Origin of the sequence: Pseudomonas cuatrocienegasensis (assembly GCF_900110925.1) — a bacterium.
Classification (GTDB): Bacteria; Pseudomonadota; Gammaproteobacteria; order Pseudomonadales; family Pseudomonadaceae; genus Aquipseudomonas; species Aquipseudomonas cuatrocienegasensis.
Map to the genome: position 1 here is coordinate 80,863 of NZ_FOFP01000007.1, position 17,217 is coordinate 98,079.

Genomic DNA, 17,217 nt, shown 5'->3' on the forward strand with positions numbered 1-17,217 from the left:
TCCGCTAGGCGGAGGACGCCGGTAATGGTGTTCCCTTGCCAAGTCCTCCAACACCGCATGGCGAGATTTTTCGCGCAACCCGAAGGGCCGGGCCGATTTTTGCGCGATGCTGCGTTTCTCGATGGCTCATTTAGCCGGCTAAACTTCGCATCTCGTGCCTTGCCTCGCGCAAAAATCAGCTCCGGCGCGGCCGTGCTGTAACGGCATCAGACCCTCAACTGATGCCGTTACAGCGCAAGCCGCGTTGCCGCGAAAATGTGCTGCTGTGTCATGGCGCACATCAAGAGGCGGTCGGGGCATGCCAGTGCCGGCGAAAGGCCGGTGGTAGACTGTTGCCCCGCTTCACCCCAGCGCTCAGGAGCCTATCCGTGACTTCCAGCCTGTTCTGGTACGACTACGAAACCACCGGCATCGACCCGCGCCGCGACCGCCCACTGCAAGTGGCCGGCATTCGCACCGACGAGGCGCTCAACGAAATCGAAGCGCCGCTGAACATTTATTGCCAGCCCAGCGACGACATTCTGCCGCACCCGGCGGCCTGCCTGGTCACCGGCATCACGCCGGCGCGCCTGGCCGAACAGGGGCTGGGTGAAGCGGACTTTATGGCCCGGGTGCATGCCGAGCTGGCGCGGCCGGGCACCTGTGGTGTGGGCTATAACAGCCTGCGCTTCGACGACGAGGTGACCCGCTACAGCCTGTACCGCAACTTCTACGACCCTTACGGCCGAGAATGGCAGGGCGGCAACAGCCGTTGGGACCTGATCGATCTGGTGCGCACCGCCTATGCGTTGCGCCCGGAAGGGATCGTCTGGCCCGAGGAGGATGGTCGCGTCAGTCTCAAGCTGGAGCGCCTGACCGCGGCCAACGGCATTGAACATGGCCAGGCCCACGATGCGCTCAGCGATGTGCGCGCCACCATCGCCCTGGCGCGTCTGCTGCGTGAGCGTCAGCCGCGTCTGTATGACTTTCTCTACCAGTTGCGCAGCAAACCGCGGGTGCTTGAGCAGATCCGCCTGCTGCAGCCGCTGGTGCATGTATCCGGGCGTTTTGCCGGCGCTCGGCATTACCTTGGGGTGGTTCTGCCGCTGGCCTGGCACCCGCGCAACCGCAATGCACTGATCGTCTGCGACCTGCAGGGCGACCCTCAGGCGCTGCTCGACGAGAGTCCAGAGGCTTTGCGCGCCCGGCTGTATACCCGTCATGAAGACTTGCCCGAGGGCCAGGCGCCGGTCCCGCTCAAGCTGTTGCATATCAATCGTTGCCCGGTGGTTGCGCCGCTTTCGGTCTTGCGCGCGCAGGATCGTGAACGCTTGCAGCTGGATATCGATGCCTGCGAGGCGCGCGCCGAGCAACTGCGCACGACCCAGGCGCGCTGGCAGGAAAGCGTGCAAGCGGTGTATGCCGAAGAAAATTTTGCCGAGGTTCAGGACCCGGAACAGCAGTTGTATGGTGGTTTTATCGGCGACCGTGACAAGCGTCTGTGCGAGCAAGTGCGTCAGGCAGACCCTTTGCAGTTGGCCGCAGGCGCCTGGCCTTTCGATGATGCCCGTTTGCCGGAACTGTTATTTCGCTATCGGGCGCGCAACTTTCCCGACTCGCTGAACGAGGATGAACAACAGCGTTGGTTTGCGTTTTGTCAGCAGCGGCTGTCACTGCCCGAATATGGCGCGCCCAATACCCTGGCGCAATTTGACGCCGCCGTGCACAGCGCGTTGGTGCAGGCATCCGTCGAGCAGCGGGCATTGTTGCAGACCTGGCAGCAGTATGCGCAGCAGCTGCGTCAGCGCTATATCCCGTAGCCTGTGGCTAAGTGATTTAGCTAAGTTTGCACTGTCGCAGCTTCGAGATAACTCACGGGGCTTCGTCATTGCAGCAGGGAAGGGCATGGAGCCAGTAGGTGCACGACTAAGAGCATGAGCCCTAACGCTAATTAGGCTGCTCTGGCAAAGACTCTGTCCCCGCAGTATGTAGCACTGCAGCGATGCTCTTCGCAGGCGTCGCGCGCGGCGAAGAGTCGCCCTGAGGCCGGGCTGCTATGCGTGCTGGGCGGTTCATACAGCTGTTGTGTTATGGCTGCATGTGGCTGCAACAGGCAATCGAAACATAGCCATAAAAAAAGCCAGCATCAGCTGGCTTTTTAACGACTAGGCCTAAGCGTGGGGCTTAGCCCAGCAGGGTGGCCCAGCTTTCAACGGTGTCGCCGCCCCACTTGGCTTTCCACTCTTTCAATGTTTTGTGGTTGCCGCCTTTGGTTTCGATCACTTCGCCCGTGTTCGGGTTTTTGTATTGCTTGACCTTGCGCGCGCGTTTGGTGCCAGTTGCTTTGGCAGCCGGACGGCCTGCCTTGGCATTTTTGGCTTCTGGATCGAGGATGGCGATGATGTCACGCAGGGACTTCTGGTATTCGCCCATCAGGGTGCGCAGCTTGCCTTCGAATTCCAGTTCTTTTTTCAGCTTGTCATCTTGCGACAAGTTTTTCAGGCGCTCTTGCAGTTCTTTGATGGCTTCTTCGGTGGCACGGTATTCGTTGATCAGCGACATGGAGTTGACCTGGCTTGGTTAAAGTTGATTACGTGGCGATGATAATAGTCATGCACTTTTAACAAGTAAACCGCTTTGTAAGGAAATGCCACATAAACACTTTTCAGTCTGCTGAATAATTGTTTTCGCACGCGGATAACTATTCATAAGGCTTGCATAAGGTTTTGCCGGCTTCGCTGTGACAATCGAGCTTCGTTCTGGTTCGATACGAAGGCTGGGCGATCTGTCGCAGGTGCCGCTGTGCATCGGTACTGCAGTTTTTCTACGCTGTGGCGAGGGTCTGTTTGCGTTTCGTTCGCGGCCGCGCCGGAGCCAGTTTTAGCGCGAGGCAAGGCACGAGATGCGAAGTTTAGTGGGCTAAATGAGCTATCGAGAAACACAGCATCGCGCTAAAACTGGCCCGGCCCTTAGGGTTGCGCGCAAAATCTCGCCATGCGTTGTTGGAGGACTTGGCAAGGGAACACCATTACCTGCGTCCTCCGCCTAGCGGAACGCCGCCCGGCCTGGCGAGATTTTTCGCTGCAACGCGGCTAGCGACGAAACGGTAACAGACCCTAGAATGCGCGACTTTGCGAATCTTCTGGAGTCTTAAATGCGCACTTTTCGGTTGGTGATTGCCTGTCCGGACCGCGTCGGTATCGTGGCCAAGGTCAGTAATTTCCTGGCTACCTACAATGGCTGGATCACCGAGGCGAGCCATCATTCGGATAACCAGAGTGGCTGGTTCTTCATGCGCCATGAAATTCGTGCCGATTCGCTGCCCTTCGACCTGGCCGGTTTCCAGCAGGCGTTTGCGCCCATTGCCCGTGAGTTTTCCATGGAGTGGCGGATCACCGATTCGGCGCAGAAGAAACGCGTGGTATTGATGGCCAGCCGCGAGTCGCACTGCCTTGCCGACCTGCTGCACCGCTGGCACAGCCACGAGCTGGACTGCGAGATCCCCTGCGTCATCTCCAACCACAACGACCTGCGCAGCATGGTCGAGTGGCATGGCATTCCGTACTTCCATGTGCCGGTCGATCCGCAGAACAAGCAACCCGCTTTCGATGAGGTTTCGCGGCTGATCGCTGAGCACCAGGCCGATGCCATCGTGCTGGCGCGCTACATGCAGATCCTGCCGCCGCAGCTGTGCCAGGATTACGCCCAGCGGGTGATCAACATCCACCACAGCTTCCTGCCCTCCTTCGTCGGCGCCAAACCCTATCACCAGGCCTCGTTGCGCGGGGTCAAGCTGATTGGCGCCACCTCCCACTACGTCACCGAAGAACTCGACGCCGGCCCGATCATCGAGCAGGACGTGGTGCGCGTCAGCCACCGCGACAGCATCGAGGAAATGGTGCGCCTGGGTAAGGACGTGGAGAAAATGGTGCTCTCGCGTGGACTACGCTACCACTTGGAAGACCGCGTACTGGTCCACGACAACAAGACGGTGGTGTTCGACTGACCGCCGGGTCGTGGCCGGTGGTAAAGGACACGACCAGAGGAGTCAGCCCATGCTCAAATCAATCAAGGTGCGCGATTACATGACTCGCCGCCTGGTGACGTTCCGCACCGATATGGATTTGTTTACCGCCATTCACCGGCTGCTCGAACACCGAATTTCCGGTGCGCCGGTGGTCGATGACAGCGGCGCGCTGCTGGGTTTGTTGTCCGAGGGCGATTGCTTACGGGCGATTCTCTCGGGGGCCTATTACGAGTCGGTGGGCGGGCGAGTGGGTGATTACATGACCCGCACGGTGGAAACGGTATCGCCGGAAACCGACATCATCGAGGTTTCGCAGCGCTTTCTCGACGGCCGCCGGCGGCGCTTGCCGGTGGTCGAGGCGGGGCGTTTGGTCGGGCAGATCAGTCGCCATGACGTGCTGCGCGCGGTCAAGGAATTCGCCCAGCATGATCAGGGCCAACTGAGCGCAGGAGAAGGGCGGTGAGCGATCCGCGCGACCGCGCTACGTCCACTGCCCCGCCTACCCTGGGCGAGGGCTGTGTGCGGCGCTACGACCCCGAGGCACTGACCCCGGAGTCCGGCACCGACTTCGCCGATGCTGCCGAGCTGTGGCGACAGTTGCATACGCCTGTGCCGCCTGACACCGAAGCGGACGAGCCATAAAGCGTCCTGGCGGACAGAAAAATGCCGCTCACCTGACTTAGATGAACGGCATGAGCAACAGACGTTCTAGCCGCTGATTACAGGCGCAGACCGCCGTCGAGTTCCAGAATACGTCCGGTGTAGTAGTCGTTTTCCAGGATATAGGCCACCGAGTGGGCGATCTCGGCCGGTTTACCCATGCGTCGCAGCGGGATGCCTGAGGTCATCTTCTCCAGCGCTTCGGGCTTCATGGTCAGGGTCATTTCGGTTTCGATAAAGCCCGGCGCCACGCCGGCTACGCGAATGCCGTAACGCGCCAGTTCCTTGGCCCAGACCACGGTGTCGGCGGCCACGCCGGCCTTGGCCGCCGAGTAGTTGGCCTGGCCAATGTTGCCGGCCCGGGAAATCGAGGAAATATTGATGATGGCGCCACTGTTCTTCAGCTCGATCATCTTCGCCGCCACTTCGCGGGTGCAGAGGAAGACGCCGGTCAGGTTGACGTCGATCACCGACTGCCACTGCGCCAGGCTCATCTTGCTCATTTCGCCATCCTTGACCTTGATGGTCAGGCCATCGCGCAGGATCCCGGCATTGTTCACCAGGCCATGGATAGCGCCGAAGTCTTCGGCAACCTGAGCCACCATGTGGGTGACCTGCTCCTCGTTGGCGACGTTGCACAGGTAGGCGCGGGCTTCGCTGCCCAGGGCTTTGCAGGCGGCCACGGCTTCATCGAGTTTTTCCTGGTTGAGGTCGACCAGCGCCAGTTTGGCGCCCTTGGTCGCCAGGTATTCGCCCATGGCGCGGCCCAGGCCCTGGCAACCGCCGGTGATGATGATGACCTTGTCGTTGAGCTGCATATGTATCCCCTCGAAAGCTGCTGGATTGACCTCGCAGGCCACCGCTATGCTAGGTGCCTGTCCGTTTATGACGGATTCTCTACGAGGAGTCGAAAGGTGAGCGTGAAAGCTGGCAAGCATGCCCGAGAACTGTTGCTCAAGGAATACCGTGGCGTGCTCTCGACTCACTCCAAGGCCATGCCGGGGTTTCCCTTCGGTTCGGTGGTGCCTTATTGCCTGGATGCCCGCGGCTGGCCGCTGATATTGATCAGCCGGATCGCTCAGCACACCCACAACCTGCAGCAGGACGCCAAGTGCTCGCTGCTGGTCGGTGAGCGCGGTGCCGAAGATGTCCAGGCTGTCGGCCGCCTGACTCTGCTGGCCGAAGCGCGGCCGCTTGCGGCCGATGAAATCGAGGCGGCTGCCGCCCGTTATTACCGCTACTTTCCAGAGTCACGCGATCACCACCGTGTGCACGACTTCGACTTCTGGGTGCTGCAGCCGGTGCGCTGGCGCTTTATCGGCGGCTTCGGTGCGATTCACTGGCTCGATCAGGTGGCGCTGGCCAACCCCTTTGCCGAGGGCGCGGAGGCGGCCGAGGTGTCGATGGTCGAACATATGAATGCCGACCACGGCGCTGCCATTGCCCATTACGTGGCCCTGGCAGGGCTGCCCAATCAGGCTCCGGCGCAGATGGTCGGTATCGACAGGGAAGGTTTTCACCTGCGTATTGGCCAAGGCCTGCATTGGTTACCTTTGCCAACATTCTGCAATAACTCCGCTGAAGTGCGCCAAGCCTTGGTACAGCTGGCGCGCGCGAGCAGTTGGCCGACCGGCGGTACGATTTCAGCTTGAATTCAGCGCAACACCCCATACTTCCTCTCTACTGGAAGCTGATCTTCCGTTAAGGACCCCTTGATGCGTGCGTTTCTCTTGCTGTTCCTGCTATTTCCGTTCATCGAACTGGCCCTGCTGATTCAGGTCGGCAGCGTCATCGGTGTGCTGCCCACGCTGCTGCTGGTGATCGGCACGGGTGTGCTTGGCGCTGTACTGCTGCGGGTAGCGGGTGTCGCCACCGCATGGCGTGCCCGTGAGCGTCTGGCCCGCGGCGAGTTGCCCGAGCAGGAAATGCTCGAAGGCCTGCTGATTGCCGTCGGCGGTGGCCTGCTGCTGCTGCCTGGCTTTATCAGCGATATCTTCGGCGTGCTCTGCCTGATCCCTTTCACGCGCCGACTGCTGGTCAACAAAGTGCGCCTGCGCGCGGCCGAGCAGGCGATGCGTCAGCGTGCGTTTTATGACAGCCCTGCTGGTCAGGCTCAGCGCCCCGACGGCGCGCGGCCGAACGTGCTCGAAGGCGAATACGAACGCCGCGATTGACCCGCTGAAACCCCTCGGGCGCCACAAAAAAGTTCCATGGCGCCCTTGAAATCCCCTTGTACGCCCTTATGTACCGGTCACCGCAAGGTTTTCTGCTGTTGCAGCAGATCAGACTTTCGCGTTGCGCCTCTGGTGCAGCGCACCCGGCATCGCCGGATTTTGCTAACCCGCTGGTGAATGCACCAGCTGATGTCAACATTCTATTGGGAGAGATCGACAATGAAGCTTCGTCCTCTGCATGACCGCGTCGTGATTCGTCGCAGCGAAGAAGAGACCAAAACCGCAGGCGGCATCGTTCTGCCGGGTTCCGCTGCCGAGAAGCCCAACCAGGGTGAGATCGTCGCTGTAGGCACCGGCCGCGTGCTGGACAACGGCGAAGTACGTGCACTGGCCGTCAAGGTCGGCGACAAAGTGGTGTTCGGCCCTTACTCCGGCAGCAACACCGTCAAAGTCGACGGCGAAGACCTGCTGGTCATGGGTGAAAGCGAGATCCTGGCTGTCGTCGAAGCCTGATCCGCACCCACGCTACGAATTCCGGTCCATCGAAACGAATTAAGGAATAACCATCATGGCTGCTAAAGAAGTTAAATTCGGCGATTCCGCCCGTAAGAAAATGCTCGCCGGTGTCAACGTCCTGGCTGACGCAGTTAAAGCGACCCTCGGCCCGAAAGGCCGTAACGTGATCATCGAGAAGAGCTTCGGCGCTCCGACCATCACCAAAGACGGCGTTTCCGTTGCCAAAGAAATCGAGCTGAAAGATCGCTTCGAAAACATGGGCGCTCAGCTGGTTAAAGACGTTGCGTCCCGTGCCAACGATGACGCTGGCGATGGCACCACCACCGCTACCGTTCTGGCTCAAGCCATCGTCAACGAAGGCCTGAAAGCCGTCGCTGCCGGCATGAACCCAATGGATCTGAAGCGCGGCATCGACAAGGCGACCATCGCCATCGTTGCTGAGCTGAAGAAGCTGTCCAAGCCATGCGCTGACACCAAGGCCATTGCTCAGGTCGGCTCGATCTCCGCCAACTCCGACAGCTCCATCGGCGAAATCATTGCCGAAGCCATGGAAAAAGTCGGTAAAGAAGGCGTGATCACCGTTGAAGAAGGCTCGGGCCTGGAAAACGAACTGTCGGTTGTTGAGGGCATGCAGTTCGACCGTGGCTACCTGTCGCCGTACTTCATCAACAAGCCGGACACCATGGTCGCCGAACTCGACGGCCCGCTGATCCTGCTGGTCGACAAGAAGATCTCCAACATCCGCGAAATGCTGCCGGTGCTGGAAGCTGTGGCCAAAGCCGGCCGTCCGCTGCTGATCGTGGCCGAAGACGTTGAAGGCGAAGCCCTGGCGACTCTGGTTGTGAACAACATGCGTGGCATCGTCAAAGTCGCTGCTGTTAAAGCACCGGGCTTCGGCGATCGTCGCAAGGCCATGCTGCAGGACATCGCCGTTCTGACTGGCGGTACCGTTATCTCCGAAGAGATCGGCCTGAGCCTGGAAAGCGCCACCCTGGAGCACCTGGGTAACGCCAAGCGCGTGATCCTGAGCAAAGAAAACACCACCATTATCGACGGTGCAGGTCAGCAGACTGATATCGAATCGCGCGTTGCGCAGATCCGTAAGCAGGTTGAAGACACCTCGTCCGACTACGACAAAGAGAAGCTGCAAGAGCGTCTGGCCAAACTGGCTGGCGGTGTTGCGGTAATCAAAGTCGGTGCCGGCACCGAAGTTGAAATGAAAGAGAAGAAAGCCCGCGTTGACGACGCCCTGCACGCAACCCGCGCAGCCGTTGAAGAAGGCGTGGTACCTGGCGGTGGTGTGGCACTGGTTCGCGCACTGCAGGCCATCAGCGAACTGAAAGGCGAAAACGCCGATCAGGACGTCGGTATCGCGCTGCTGCGTCGTGCTGTTGAAGCACCGCTGCGTCAGATCGTTTCCAACGCCGGCGGCGAGCCGAGCGTTGTGGTCGACAAGGTTAAGCAGGGTTCGGGCAACTTCGGCTTCAACGCCGCTACCGACACCTACGGCGACATGATCGAGATGGGTATCCTCGATCCGGCCAAGGTCACCCGTTCGGCCCTGCAGGCCGCGGCTTCCATCGGCAGCCTGATGATCACCACCGAGGCGATGATCGCTGAAGTGGCTGAAGAGAAAGGCGCTGGCGGCATGCCGGACATGGGTGGCATGGGCGGTATGGGTGGCATGGGCGGCATGATGTAAGCCAGCCCGACCTCCTTCAGGCCGCCACGTGGCGGCCTGCACGCAGTTCAGAAAACCCCGTGCTCAGGCACGGGGTTTTTGTTTTTCTGGGCTACGATTTTTCGCCGAACCTACCCAGGTGGCCGCGCCCCGCGGCGAATGGCTGCAACTGCACGGTCCTGCGTATGACCTAAAGCTTCGCCCCGGGGCGGGGCTCCTGCAAAGATTTACGTCGCCGAGTGAACCAGCGGCGTGCGCTCCTCGAAGCCGAGCTCGCTAACTGATTGATTTATTGGGCAGGATGATCAGCCTGTTGGCGGCAGAGCCTGGCAGTAAAGACCATTGGTCGCGAAAGATGACGCAGGCTTTTGCGCTGGTCTAGGGTAAGCAGACTACTGGGCTGTGCCATCAAGAGGTTGCAGGGGTGAAATTAGAAATTGCACGAGGTTTATTCCTCGCCGGCGCGCTCACTGTGGCTTCCCTCGCCGCCGCCGCCTGGCAGGAACCCGGCCCTCAGGTCATCACCCTGAGCGAGCGCGGTTACTGCCCTTTGCCGTTGCAGGCACGAGCGACCGAGGTGGTGCAGCCCGATCAGAGCCTGTTGCTGTTTATGTTCAGCCTGTCCCAGGGCGCCGGTTGATGCGCCCCGCTGGCGCCATCTACTAACGTCCGGCATCGGTAGGGTGCGCCGCGCGCACCAATCAGGTTGTGCAGCCCCACCTAGTCTCACGACACATACAATTGGTCGCTATCTGTAGGAGCGAAGGGGGCGCCTAGCCTTTATTCGCGATAATCCCTGAAAGCGCCGAAAGCATCGCGGCTAAAGCGGAGCGCCGCCCGGCCCCTCCCACGCGACCTAGCATTGACCGACATTTGATTCGTGTCGCGACACTAGGCGGCCCTCAGCAGATCAAGCGCTTAGGCGCTGAGTCACCTCGTTCAATTGTCCAGACAGCTCATGCAGGTTCTGCCCGGCTTTTTCCGTACGCTGTACGTTTTCCTGGTTGGCCGTGGCGATGGCGGTAATCTCGGTGAGATTGCGTGAGATGTCCTCGGCTACCGAAGTCTGTTCTTCGGCGGCGGTGGCGATCTGTCGGTTCATGTCGCGAATCGCTTCCACGGCGCTGGTGATCAGCTGCAACGTGGCCCCCGCGTTAGTCACCTGGGTGACGCCTTCCTCGCTGCGCTGCTGACCGCTTTCGATGGCGCGTACCGCATTCACCGCGCCGGTTTGCACGTTATCGATGATCTGATGGATTTCTGCAGTGGACTCGGCAGTGCGTTGCGCCAGGGTGCGAACCTCATCTGCCACCACGGCAAAGCCGCGGCCCTGATCACCGGCACGAGCGGCCTCGATGGCGGCGTTGAGCGCCAGCAGGTTGGTCTGCTCGGCGATCCCGCGAATCACTTCCAGCACCTTGCCAATGCGTCCGCTGTCGCTTTCCAGACGGCGGATCACTTCGGAGGTATTGCTGATTTCGTTGCGAATATCGGTGATGGTCGTGATGGTTGCCTGCATCACGCTGTCACCTTCGCGCGCGGCGTCGTCAGCGGCATCGGCAGCGCCGGCCGCTTCGGCGGCGTGGCGGGCGACTTCCTGGGCGGTGGCGGACATTTCCTGCATGGCGGTCGCCACCTGATCGGTGCGCGAGAACTGCTCGCGGGTGCCTTGGGCCATCAGCGTGGCGATGGAGTTGAGCTCGCCACTGGCCGTGTCCAGATCAGCCGTGCTGCGCTTCAGGCGGGTGAAGGTATCGGCCAGGAAGTCGCGCAGGATATTGGCGGCCACCGCCAGGTTGCCGAGTTCATCCTGGCGGCTTGAGTCGACACGCTGGCCGAAGTTGCCGTGGCTGAGTTGGGCGATATGTTCGATCAACTCGCGGATCGGGTTGATCAGGTTGCGGTTGATCAGCCACAGGCTGAACAAGGCAATGAGCAGTGTTGCCCCGAGCATCAGCGCGGTGCCGTAGGTGATGGTTCTGTCGGCCGAGGCATTGATCAGCACCGCCTGGTCAAGGCTTTGTTGGTTCAACTCGCTGGCCAGCTCTTCCATCTGCTGGGCGGTATTACGGTCGATGCCGGATACGGCCTTGTCACCGACTTGTGCATTCGCCCCGGCGGCGATGAAGGCATCGCGCCCTTTGCGGTAATTGACGCCGAGTGTCTGGTGTTCGCTGCGCAGGCTGTCGATCTTGCCTTTGAGCGCCTTGTCGCTGCCGACCAGTGCGCTGAGTTTGCCCAGCGAGTCTTGCACCTTGCGTTCCTGGGTCTCGAACTGGCCCCAGTATTTGTCCAACTGGGCTTTGTCACTGCCACGCAGCAGCACGTTCTTCCATTCCTGTACCTGGGTCTTGAAGTCCAGGTTGGTCGTCTCGATCAGTTTCGACGCTTGCAGCGGGCCTTCGAGCAAGCCGCGGTAGGCCTGCATGCCATTGGACAGGAAGCTGAAGCAGGCAAGGGCCGTGACCAGAATCAGTGCCAGGCTACCGCTGAGCAAGGCGAGAATTTGTGCGCGTAACGATTTTTGCAGAAACATGGGGGGTGCACCTGGATAGGAAAAGGCGAGATGCCAGTGACGCAGAGCGCGCCCTAACTGCGAAAATCCCTATCGACTGGTATCGCTTGAGCAGCTGCCTTGGACGCAGCGCTCAACGCGAAGTATAGATCGGCGCTGCGGCAGCGTTCTTTAACGGGCCGTAGACGATGGTCTAGGGGAGGGCGCGCTAGACCAGACGCAGGTGGTTGTCCCACAGGCCGGCAGGCAGTTGCAGGGGTGTGGCGACGATCTGCCTCTGGCGGCAGTCATAGAGGCGGCAACGGCCCTGGCCGGAGCTGACCACGAAACCTTCAGCCACTGTGCCCACGCCGGCGCAGTCGGGCAGGGGGGCGTCCAGGCGCAGTTCGGCACTGTCCAGATCCCAGATAAACACGCGGTTGCCGCGTGGTGCAGTCAGCGCCAGCAGGCGCAGGTCGCTGTGGATCGCCACGCTAGCGGTGTATTGGTGCATGTTTGCCCGTTGCGCTTCACCCACCGGGAACGCCTCGAAGGCCTGCCCCGGGCGTTTGATCGCCAGCAGCGGCACCGCGTCGCGGATCTCGCCCATATACTGCTGGCCGCTGACCACGGTGCCGTCGGCCGCCACGGCCATGTGCCTAATGCTGTTCATGGGTTCGGGCAGGCGTTCCTGGCTGATCAGGCTGCCGTCACGGCGCATCAGCACCAGGCTCGATTGCATGGCATCGAGGTTCATTTCCACGCGGCTGTCGGCTTCGGTGCGGATGCCACCGTTGGCGACCACCAGGGTTTCGCCGTCGGGCAGCCAGAGCAACTGGTGCGGGCCGATGCCGTGGGTCGATAGCTCATCGTGGCGAACCAGTTGCTCGCCTTGCAGGCGGTATACGCCGAGCACGCCACGGCCGGGGTCGCGGGTGTCGTTCTCGGTGGCGTACAGCCAGTCGCCGTCCTTGTGGAACACCGCATGGCCGTAGAAGTGCCGATCAGCCGGGGTCTGCAGCGTTTGCAGCAGGCGTCCGTCGCGGGTGTCGATCAGGTAGCTCTCGGTGCTCGGGCGGCGGCCGACGAACAGCGCCAGAGGGCGTGTCGGGTGCGGCATGACGTCATGGCAACGCTCCTTCACCGGGGTGGCGAAGACCTGCTGGCCATCCAGGCTGTAGCCCACGGCATAGTGACGACCCGCCGCATCGTTACGCGCTGAAAGCAGCAATGGTTGCGCGCCATGGCTGATCAGGGTCCAGCCGGCAAAAGCACCCGCCGTGGCGCTGACCGCCAAGGCCGCGCCGCTCAGGCCGAGAAAGGTGCGTCGGCTCAGCTGCATGCCTTCAGTCTCCATCGTGGGCATTGAAGCCCAGCTGAATGCCCAGGGCCTTGGCCAGTTCGGCCTCGTGCAGGCGATGCAGCGCGTTGAGGCTGTCATACAGCGCGTTGAGCTGGCTGCGGCCTTCGTCGTCGCTCACCAGTTCGCCCAGCGGGCGTGGCAAGGCGGCCAGGCGCTGGCGGGTGTCGGCAAAGGCCTCGTTGATGCGCTGGCGCAGGGCATCTTGATCATCGCCAAGCAGGCGCTGTACGCCATTCTGCTCGGCACCCAGCCAGATGCGCTCGGCACTGGCCAGGCTGGCAGCGAGCATGGCCAGGCTCGCCTGACTGCGCCAGGCTTCGGCCTGGTAGGGCTGCGGTACACCTTTGCTCTGGCGGCCGAGCGGGGTGCCGAGCTTCTTCTTCAGGCCGTCGAGGGCGCTGACTTCGGCGCGCAGCAGCTCCGCGACCGCCTCAGGCGCTTCGGCGTAGCGAGCATTGGGGAAGGCCTTGAGCTCGGCAGCCATGCCATCTTTTGCCTGCCACTGTCCCAGCACCTCGGCCGACAACGCTTGCTGGTGCTCGCCGATGGCTTGCAGCAGCGGGCAGTAGCGCGCCTTGGTGGTCGCGTCGCTCAGGTCGATGCTGCTGTCGTAGAGCACATATTCATAAGCGGTCAGGCCTTGCACCACCACGCTGGCGTTATCCAGGTTGGCAGCGGTCAGCTGTGGGGTGCGGGTGAGCAGGGCTTCGACCTGGCGCGCGACCAGGTTCTTCTTGTCGGGCCAGAACTGCACCTGCCAGGCGCGATTGCCTTCGGCCAGCGGGCCAACCTGCAAGGGTTGCAGGCCTGCCCAGGCGCTTTGCGTGGTGAGGAACGCCTGGCGTGCGGCGGTGAGATCCTGGCTGCCGCTGCAGAAGGCATCGGCACTGGCGTCGAGCTGTTTGTTGGCCTCGTGCCAGGCGCTGTAGGCCGGCAGCAGCACGCCATCGGTCAGGTCGGCGCTGAGTTGCTGCTGCGGGTCGGAGGCACTGCAAGCGCTGAGGGCCAGCGCGAGGCCGGCGAGGGTGAGCGGCGAGCGGATCATCGGAAGGCTCCTAGAGCGAATTGAGGAAGGCCAGTAGCGCGCTGCGCTCCTCGGCCGTGAACGTCAGCACCTGCTGGCGCGCCGCTTCGGCTTCGCCACCGTGCCAGAGAATGGCTTCGAGCAGGTTACGCGCGCGGCCATCGTGGAGAAACTGGGTGTGGCCGTTGACCTGTTCGGTCAGGCCGATGCCCCACAGTGGTGGCGTGCGCCATTCGCGGCCAGTGGCGAGAAATTCGCTGCGCTGATCGGCCAGACCGGGGCCCATGTCGTGCAGCAGCAGGTCGCTGTAAGGACGGATCAGCTGATTGGCCAGCTCTGGTTCCGCAGCATCGGCGGCGGTGGTGAACGTGGGGGTGTGGCAGGCGGCGCAACCGGCCTGGTGAAACAGGTTCTTGCCCTGCAGCACAGCGGGCGAGTCGACATCGGCGCGGGCCGGCACGGCCAGGTTGCGGCTGTAGAACAGCACGCTGGCGAGCACGCTGTCGCTGACCTCGGGGTCGCCGCCGTGGGGCGCCTGGCGGCAGGCGCTTTGACTGTCGCTGCAGTTGTCGCGCGTCACCAGGCTGCTGGTCAGGCCCATGTCGTGGGCGAAGGCGTGGGCGTTCTGCTGGTTCAGCGTTGGCTGCCCGGCCTTCCAACCGAAGCGCCCGAGCACAGTGCGCTCCAGGGCATCGTCCCAGACCCGGTTGGCGCGCCCGGAAATACCGTCGCCGTTGCGGTCGTCCGGGTCGGCATTGGCCAGGATCGCCGCTTCCGGGATGGCTTCGAGCAGGCCCAGGCCAATCATCGGCGGGGCGATACGCGCGGAAAACTGCGTGTCCGGGTGCAGCGGGCCGTAGCCCAGTTGGTCGATCTGCAGGTGCGGTTGGCGCAGCTCGACGCGGCTGCCATCGGCGAATTCGACTTCCTGCAGGCTGTACTCGACCCGCACACGGCCTTCCGGGGCGACGCCGGGGATGGCCATGTCCTGCAACTGTGCGCCGTAGACCGGCTCGGGCAGTACGCCGAGGCGTTCGAGAATGGCGGCGTGTTCGATACCGGCGGGCAACGACAGGCGCACCAGCATGGACGCGGCGCTGCGTGCGTCCGGCCCCGGCGGGTGGCCGCGGCCATCCTTGATATGGCAATTCTGGCAGGCGTTGGTATTGAACAGCGGACCAAGCCCATCACGGGCGATGGTGGTCGACGGCGCGATGACCCAGGGGTTGCGGAAGAAGCTGTTGCCCACGGCAAAGTCCAGGCGACGCATGGGCGGCAGGTTGGCCGAGGGCAGGGAAAAGGCATTGTGGTCGCGTTTGAACACGCTGGTGCTGCCGCCGGCCAGGGCTTCGCCGGGTTCGGCGGCATCGAACTGCGGGCCGTCATCACAGGCCGTCAGGGCCAGCAACAGGCCGGCAAGAACCGTTACGCGACACACCAACGCTGACATCGACTCTTATCCGCACTGCAAATCAGGGCGGCAATCTTAGCAGGCTAAGGGCTTATAAATAAGATGGATTTGCGTTTCGGCAGACCCTTGCCCGGGGTGCGATTGTCGCACCCCGGCTAGGCGTGACTTAGGCGCGGGCCTGGGCCTGGGGTTTGCTGTCGCTGCTCTGGCGGCGTTGGCCGAGGTCTTCGACCTTGCGTTGCTTCTCGTAGAGGAAGCTCAGCACGGCCTGGCGGTACTGGTTGTAGCGCGGGTCGTTGGCCAGGGCGATGCGGTTGCGTGGGCGTGGCAGGTCGATGTGCAGAATCTCGCCGATGGTCGCGGATGGGCCGTTGGTCATCATCACGATGCGGTCGGAGAGCAGCACGGCCTCGTCGACATCGTGGGTGATCATCATCACCGTATTGTGCAATTCACCCTGGATGCGCATCACCTCGTCCTGCAGGTGCGCGCGGGTCAGGGCGTCGAGGGCACCGAACGGCTCGTCGAGCAGCAGCACCTTGGGTTCCATGGCCAGGGCGCGGGCAATGCCGACGCGCTGCTTCATGCCGCCGGAAATCTCGCTGGGGCGTTTGTGCAGGGCATGGCTCATGTTGACCATATCGAGGTGGCGCAGCGTCCATTCCTTGCGCTCGGCGCGGCTCTTGCTGCGCTTGAATACCTTGTCCACGGCCAGGGCGACGTTCTCGTAAACGGTCAGCCAGGGCAGCAGCGAGTGGTTCTGGAATACCAGGCTGCGGTCCGGGCCGGGGTCGCGCACTTCCTTGCCGTCGAGGATGACCACGCCGCTGCTGGAATCGATCAGCCCGGCGACGATGTTCAGCACCGTGGACTTGCCGCAGCCGGAGTGGCCGATGATCGAGATGTACTCGCCGCGCTCCACGCGCAGGTTGATGTCCGACAGCACATGGGAGGAGACGCCATTGCGCTCGAAGCGCTTCTCGACGTGTTCGATGCTCAGATAGGGGGTCATAGGATTCTCCTTTAGCCGGCCGAGGTGCCGCGGGTGACGTATTGGCCGACCATCGCGACCAGGCGGTCGAGCAGGTAGCCGACCACGCCGACGTAGATAAGGGCGAGGATGATGTCGCTGATGCGTGAGGCGTTCCAGGCATCCCAGATAAAGAAGCCGATGCCGACGCCGCCGATCAGCATTTCCGCCGCGATGATCGCCAGCCACGACAGGCCGACACCGATGCGCAGGCCGGAGAAGATATAGGGCGCGGCAGCCGGCAGCATGATCTTGTGGAAGTACTCCAAACCGTTAAGGCGCAGCACCTTGGCGACGTTGCGGTAGTCCTCGGGAATATTGCGGATGCCCACCGAGGTATTGATGATGATCGGCCAGATCGCGGTGATGAAGATCACGAAGATCGCCGAAGGATGACTGTCCTTGAAGCCCGCCAGGGACAGCGGCAACCAGGCCAGAGGCGGCACGGTACGGAGAATCTGGAACAGCGGGTCGAGACCGCGCATGGCCCAGGTCGACTGGCCGACCAGCACGCCGAGGCTGACCCCGGCGATCACCGCCAGCAGGTAGCCGTAGGCGACCCGCTCGAGGCTGGCAAGCATCTGCCAAGCCAGGCCCACGTCATTGCCACCGTTGTCGTAGAACGGATGGATGATCAGCTCCCAGGTGTCGCTGACCACCTGGGTGGGCGGCGGGAGGGCGGCGTCCGGGCCGCTGCAGAGCATCTGCCAGATCAGCAGCAGGGCGCCGCCGATCAGCACCGGCGGCAGGGTGCGCTGCACCAGGTAATCACGCACGCGCACGTACCATTGCGGCGTACGCGGAGCTGCACTGCTGGGCAGGGCAGGTGCCTTGATGGGGTTGGCGGGAGCATTCATG

The 17,217-nt window shown here is 62.2% G+C and carries 17 protein-coding genes; 9 read left to right on the forward strand and 8 right to left on the reverse strand.

Annotated features, from left to right (window positions below; translation table 11 throughout):
- The first annotated feature begins 368 nt into the window (after nucleotides 1–368).
- Nucleotides 369–1,799, forward strand: a complete 1,431-nt coding sequence (gene sbcB, locus BMW49_RS11580) for an exodeoxyribonuclease I (RefSeq protein ID WP_069519921.1) — start codon at nucleotides 369–371, stop codon at nucleotides 1,797–1,799.
- 364 nt (nucleotides 1,800–2,163) lie between these two features.
- Here sbcB and mvaT read toward each other — a convergent pair whose 3' ends face one another.
- Nucleotides 2,164–2,541 (reverse strand): histone-like nucleoid-structuring protein MvaT, encoded by a 378-nt coding sequence (gene mvaT / locus BMW49_RS11585; protein ID WP_069519922.1) that lies wholly within the window; start codon nucleotides 2,539–2,541, stop codon nucleotides 2,164–2,166.
- A 592-nt stretch (nucleotides 2,542–3,133) separates the two neighbouring features.
- Between mvaT and purU the strand changes: the two genes are divergently transcribed.
- From purU to BMW49_RS11600, 3 genes are read left to right on the forward strand one after another with little or no spacing between them, the layout of a single operon-like run.
- Nucleotides 3,134–3,985 carry a formyltetrahydrofolate deformylase gene (purU, locus tag BMW49_RS11590; protein WP_069519923.1) on the forward strand — a complete coding sequence of 284 codons (852 nt, stop codon included), beginning with the start codon at nucleotides 3,134–3,136 and terminating at the stop codon, nucleotides 3,983–3,985.
- 49 nt (nucleotides 3,986–4,034) lie between these two features.
- A complete protein-coding gene (locus BMW49_RS11595) occupies nucleotides 4,035–4,469 on the forward strand; it encodes a CBS domain-containing protein (protein ID WP_069519924.1) in 435 nt (144 codons plus the stop codon).
- Complete coding sequence (locus BMW49_RS11600) at nucleotides 4,466–4,648, forward strand: hypothetical protein (RefSeq protein WP_069519925.1); 183 nt, start codon at nucleotides 4,466–4,468, stop codon at nucleotides 4,646–4,648. The genes BMW49_RS11595 and BMW49_RS11600 overlap by 4 nt, the downstream gene beginning before the upstream one ends.
- A 77-nt stretch (nucleotides 4,649–4,725) precedes the next feature.
- On the opposite strand, the gene BMW49_RS11605 is transcribed toward BMW49_RS11600, so the two are convergent.
- Nucleotides 4,726–5,484 carry an SDR family oxidoreductase gene (locus BMW49_RS11605; protein ID WP_069519926.1) on the reverse strand — a complete coding sequence of 253 codons (759 nt, stop codon included), beginning with the start codon at nucleotides 5,482–5,484 and terminating at the stop codon, nucleotides 4,726–4,728.
- Nucleotides 5,485–5,580: 96 nt separating this feature from the next.
- Here BMW49_RS11605 and BMW49_RS11610 point away from each other — a divergent pair, with 96 nt between their 5' ends.
- From BMW49_RS11610 to BMW49_RS11630, 5 genes are all read left to right on the forward strand, one after another.
- Nucleotides 5,581–6,318, forward strand: a complete 738-nt coding sequence (locus BMW49_RS11610) for a HugZ family pyridoxamine 5'-phosphate oxidase (protein ID WP_069519927.1) — start codon at nucleotides 5,581–5,583, stop codon at nucleotides 6,316–6,318.
- Between the two features lie 63 nt (nucleotides 6,319–6,381).
- Complete coding sequence (locus BMW49_RS11615; RefSeq protein WP_069519928.1) at nucleotides 6,382–6,840, forward strand: FxsA family protein; 459 nt, start codon at nucleotides 6,382–6,384, stop codon at nucleotides 6,838–6,840.
- A 219-nt stretch (nucleotides 6,841–7,059) separates the two neighbouring features.
- A complete protein-coding gene (locus BMW49_RS11620; RefSeq protein ID WP_010486228.1) occupies nucleotides 7,060–7,353 on the forward strand; it encodes a co-chaperone GroES in 294 nt (97 codons plus the stop codon).
- A gap of 55 nt (nucleotides 7,354–7,408) precedes the next feature.
- A complete protein-coding gene (gene groL / locus BMW49_RS11625) occupies nucleotides 7,409–9,058 on the forward strand; it encodes a chaperonin GroEL (protein WP_069519929.1) in 1,650 nt (549 codons plus the stop codon).
- A gap of 403 nt (nucleotides 9,059–9,461) precedes the next feature.
- Nucleotides 9,462–9,677 carry a hypothetical protein gene (locus BMW49_RS11630; protein ID WP_069519930.1) on the forward strand — a complete coding sequence of 72 codons (216 nt, stop codon included), beginning with the start codon at nucleotides 9,462–9,464 and terminating at the stop codon, nucleotides 9,675–9,677.
- A 270-nt stretch (nucleotides 9,678–9,947) separates the two neighbouring features.
- Here the strand turns inward: BMW49_RS11630 and BMW49_RS11635 are convergent, their stop codons facing one another.
- The 6 genes from BMW49_RS11635 to ntrB all read right to left on the reverse strand — a co-directional run bounded on the left by BMW49_RS11635 (nucleotide 9,948) and on the right by ntrB (nucleotide 17,216).
- Nucleotides 9,948–11,573: a methyl-accepting chemotaxis protein gene (locus BMW49_RS11635; RefSeq protein WP_069519931.1), complete on the reverse strand. Its 1,626-nt coding sequence runs from the start codon at nucleotides 11,571–11,573 to the stop codon at nucleotides 9,948–9,950.
- A 187-nt stretch (nucleotides 11,574–11,760) separates the two neighbouring features.
- Entirely contained in the window at nucleotides 11,761–12,867 is a 1,107-nt protein-coding gene (locus BMW49_RS11640; RefSeq protein WP_069519984.1) for a DUF1513 domain-containing protein, read from the reverse strand.
- 10 nt (nucleotides 12,868–12,877) lie between these two features.
- A complete protein-coding gene (locus BMW49_RS11645) occupies nucleotides 12,878–13,939 on the reverse strand; it encodes an imelysin family protein (protein ID WP_069519932.1) in 1,062 nt (353 codons plus the stop codon).
- Between the two features lie 10 nt (nucleotides 13,940–13,949).
- On the reverse strand, nucleotides 13,950–15,368 hold the full coding sequence (locus tag BMW49_RS11650) for a di-heme oxidoreductase family protein (RefSeq protein WP_069519933.1): 1,419 nt from the start codon (nucleotides 15,366–15,368) through the stop codon (nucleotides 13,950–13,952).
- A gap of 127 nt (nucleotides 15,369–15,495) precedes the next feature.
- Nucleotides 15,496–16,341: an ABC transporter ATP-binding protein gene (locus BMW49_RS11655; protein WP_069519934.1), complete on the reverse strand. Its 846-nt coding sequence runs from the start codon at nucleotides 16,339–16,341 to the stop codon at nucleotides 15,496–15,498.
- An 11-nt stretch (nucleotides 16,342–16,352) separates the two neighbouring features.
- Nucleotides 16,353–17,216: a nitrate ABC transporter permease gene (gene ntrB / locus BMW49_RS11660; RefSeq protein ID WP_083251785.1), complete on the reverse strand. Its 864-nt coding sequence runs from the start codon at nucleotides 17,214–17,216 to the stop codon at nucleotides 16,353–16,355.
- Nucleotide 17,217 lies beyond the last annotated feature (1 nt).